4 protein-coding genes are annotated in these 2,505 nt (G+C 62.7%); 3 read left to right on the top strand and 1 reads right to left on the bottom strand.

Features of this window, described 5'->3' with window-relative positions; translation table 11 throughout:
- Positions 1-593 (bottom strand): 2-dehydro-3-deoxygalactonokinase (locus tag VZ95_RS16075; protein ID WP_198148349.1); only part of this gene is annotated, 593 nt, incomplete at its 3' end.
- Between the two features lie 160 nt (positions 594-753).
- Here VZ95_RS16075 and VZ95_RS16070 point away from each other — a divergent pair.
- The 3 genes from VZ95_RS16070 (at position 754) to VZ95_RS16060 (ending at position 2,321) form a co-directional block, all read left to right on the top strand.
- Positions 754-1,467, top strand: coding sequence for a FadR/GntR family transcriptional regulator (locus VZ95_RS16070; protein ID WP_045776759.1), 714 nt, complete (start codon positions 754-756; stop codon positions 1,465-1,467).
- Positions 1,468-1,557: 90 nt separating this feature from the next.
- Positions 1,558-1,755, top strand: a complete 198-nt coding sequence (locus tag VZ95_RS16065; RefSeq protein ID WP_045776758.1) for a twin transmembrane helix small protein — start codon at positions 1,558-1,560, stop codon at positions 1,753-1,755.
- Between the two features lie 2 nt (positions 1,756-1,757).
- Positions 1,758-2,321: a cob(I)yrinic acid a,c-diamide adenosyltransferase gene (locus VZ95_RS16060; protein ID WP_045776757.1), complete on the top strand. Its 564-nt coding sequence runs from the start codon at positions 1,758-1,760 to the stop codon at positions 2,319-2,321.
- Positions 2,322-2,505: the final 184 nt, after the last annotated feature.

Here is a 2,505-nt window from a genome sequence, read left to right as displayed (position 1 = left end):
GGCGCGGCCTGCACCTGCCCGGCGTCATCCCGCACGAGGCCGCGCCCGAGCAGGGAGTGATCGCGTAAGAGCGCAAAAAGCTCGCCGGTCATAAAGGTGGCGAAGCTGACGATCCGCCCGGCGTCGATCTCAACCCATTTGCTATGGGTGCCGGGGGCACAGATGGGGCCATCGGCCAGACCGGCGAGAGCGAGCGCGCCGATGATCTGGGTTTCCTCGCCGCGCATCACATCCGGCACGCCGTTCCGCAGGCAGGACACGCCGGGCAAAAAGAGGGCGGTGCGGCCATCGGCCAGGGTTTTGGGCAGGGCTTTTGCCAACAGCGCCTCGATTCCGGCGGGCGCTTCGGCATAGGGAACCTCGACCCAGCCCTGACGGCTGCCGACCATGCCTGACAGGATCACCGGCGCGTGCGGTACTTCGGCCAACCAATCGCCGATAATCGCGTGCAACGCGGCCTCGAACCCGCCGGGCGGCACCGCGAGAATACCTTTAGCCGCCGCGCGCTGGGCATGGCAGGTGCCGTCCGCGTTCAGCCGAAAGGCCCGCAGATTGCTGGTGCCCCAATCCAGGGCGAAAATCGAACCGCTCACGCTTTCCTCACCTTTTTTTTTCGGGGCACTGACGGTCTTCGCCGTTTGGCCGGAGGCAATGCTAGCAGAATATTGTATGATGAATAGCAAAATCCGCAGGGGCGATGCCCTTGCCAGCGACCGGCGGGAATGCGAGGGTTCGGGCCAGGGAGATAAAAAAATGGCGGATCGCGGTAAACGCACCTATTCCCGGCGCAGCCTGCACGGCAAAGTCGCCCATATGCTTGGCACGCGCATTATGAGTGGCGAATATGCCCCCGGCGCGCTGCTGCCCAATGAAGAAACCCTCGCGGGCGAATTGGGGGTCAGCCGAACGGCCCTGCGCGAGGCGATTAAAGTGCTGGCCTCGAAAGGCTTGATCGAGAGTCGCCCGAAAATCGGTACGCGCGTTCGGCCCCAGCGGGTGTGGAACCTGCTTGATCCCGATATTCTCGCCTGGTCGCTGGCGACCCGCCCGGTGCTGGAGTTCATCCCGAAGCTGCTGGAATTGCGCGAGATGGTGGAGCCGGGTGCCGCCGCTTTGGCCGCGCGCAATCACACGCCGGAACAGGCTGAAGCCTTGACAGCCGCCTTCAACGCGATGGACGCCGCCCCCGATCTCGACGCCTGGAACACCGCCGACGTGCGCTTTCACCAAGCTGTCATGACCGCGACCGGCAATGATCTGATCGCGTCCCTCGGCGCGCTGATCGATTTGGCGCTGAGCACTAGTTTCGATTTCACCACCAAGCATACGCCCGCCCCGCGTCATGGCCTGCCCCTGCATAAGGTTCTGCTCGACCGCGTTTTGGCGCGCGACGCCGAGGGTGCCCGCGACGCCGCCATTGCCCTGCTAGGGGATGCCAAGGCGACGGTGGCGCAGATTAAGCTCTGACACGTCATGCCATCGGCGAATAGGTCGATGCTATTCGCGGTGTGTTGCCCCCCCTAGCCAAGCCCCCCGTTCCGCCCTAATCTCTTTCCCATGAGCACGATTCTTCTTGTCCTGCTGGGCGCGGCGATGCTGGCGGTCCTGGTCACTCTCTTCATCGGCCTATTCACGATGGCGCGCGGCGGAACGGGCGCGCCCGCGAAGCAGAATAAGCTGATGCAAATGCGCGTTGGCTTTCAGGCGGTGGCCCTCGTGCTATTCGTCCTCGCGCTGATGAGCAGCCAGACTTAATCATGGTGCGCTTAACCCGGATTTACACGCGCGGCGGCGATACTGGCGAAACTTCGCTGAGCGATGGCAGCCGCGTCCCCAAAGACGATCTGCGCGTCGAAACCTATGGCACCGTCGATGAATGTTCCTGCGCCATCGGCCTTGCCCGGCTGCACGCGACGCCGGAGATTGAGGCGATTCTGGCGCGGGTTCAGAATGATCTCTTCGATCTTGGGGCCGATCTCGCCTGCCCGGTCGATCAGCCGTGGACGCTGCGGGTCACGCAAGCCCAGGTCGATTGGCTTGAAACCACCCTCGACGGGCTCAATGCCGATCTGAAACCGCTCGATAGTTTCATTCTGCCCGGTGGCTCCCCTTGCGCCGCCTATTTGCATTTGGCGCGCACGGTGGCGCGGCGGGCGGAGCGGCACTGCGTGACGCTGATGCGCGATGATGCCACGGTCAATCCGGTCGCCCTCAAGTACCTCAACCGCCTGTCGGACTTGATGTTCGTCATCGGGCGCTGGGTGAATGATAAAGGTGCGTCGGATATTCTCTGGGTGCCGGGGAAGAACCGGGAGGGTTGACGCGCGGGTCAATCAGATAACGAATACGTCAACGTCACTCTTGACTTGTTGGGCATTGCCCCGCAGAACAGAGTCCCAAACCAGAAAAACATCGGTGGGCGGAGGAATTCGCAGCAATGAAGCTACTCGTCGCGGTGAAGCGCGTAATTGACTATAACGTCAAGGTCCGGGTCAAAGCGGATCA

Origin of the sequence: Elstera litoralis (assembly GCF_000963705.1) — a bacterium.
Lineage (GTDB): Bacteria > Pseudomonadota > Alphaproteobacteria > Elsterales > Elsteraceae > Elstera > Elstera litoralis.
Note: the sequence above shows the minus strand (reverse complement) of the source record. Positions and strands in the feature narration are given on the sequence as shown.

Bases quoted from the DNA above. Each gene is read 5' to 3' on its own strand.
- VZ95_RS16070 (WP_045776759.1), top strand. From the start codon at position 754: ATGGCGGATCGCGGTAAACGCACCTATTCCCGGCGCAGCCTGCACGGC.
- VZ95_RS16065 (WP_045776758.1), top strand. From the start codon at position 1,558: ATGAGCACGATTCTTCTTGTCCTGCTGGGCGCGGCGATGCTGGCGGTC.
- VZ95_RS16060 (WP_045776757.1), top strand. From the start codon at position 1,758: ATGGTGCGCTTAACCCGGATTTACACGCGCGGCGGCGATACTGGCGAA.